Consider the following 589-nt stretch of genomic DNA (forward strand, 5'->3'; position numbering starts at 1 on the left):
TTACCCGACGGCGCTGCGCCAACCGCGAGGAGGCAGGCGACCACGGTAGGGTCAGCGACTGGGGTGAAGTCGTAACAAGGTAGCCGTAGGGGAACCTGCGGCTGGATCACCTCCTTTCTAAGGATGCCGACAGCAGGATGACCGGTCTTCCGGTCCGCTCCTCGGACGGCGTCATTAGGATATCAGGGCTCAGTCAGAGCCCCTTGGCGGGACACGCGCCGTCCTCGTTTCTCTTTCTCGTACCGGACAGTTCAAGCTCCGCTGACGCGCCCGTCGTGTCCGAGCGTCGAGCCTGTCCGGACATTGCGTTTGCCGCAGCAAGGATCAGCGAGGGCCGTCAGGTTCGGCTGGACGTGCTGTTTGGCGAAGGCATCAGTGACATCGTGAAGAGGGAATGTGGCCGTTGGGGCAGCGAAAGCTGTGAACCCTGGCGGTCATGTTCGGCAAGCATACGGTGGTGGGTCCGGAAACGGATCTGCCACTGGTCTTTTTGTGACCGTGTCAGACTTTTGCGCTGGATCCTCTGGACCCAGTGACAAAAGAACGGACATCGATCACGAGAGCGATCAAGTGCCTTAAGAGCATTCGG

General features: G+C 60.3%; 1 rRNA gene. It reads left to right on the plus strand.

Annotated features, from left to right (window positions below):
* Positions 1 to 117, plus strand: a 16S ribosomal RNA gene (locus ACLBYE_RS30520); the annotation flags it as partial.
* Positions 118 to 589 lie beyond the last annotated feature (472 nt).

This window comes from Methylobacterium sp. A52T, from assembly GCF_053346095.1.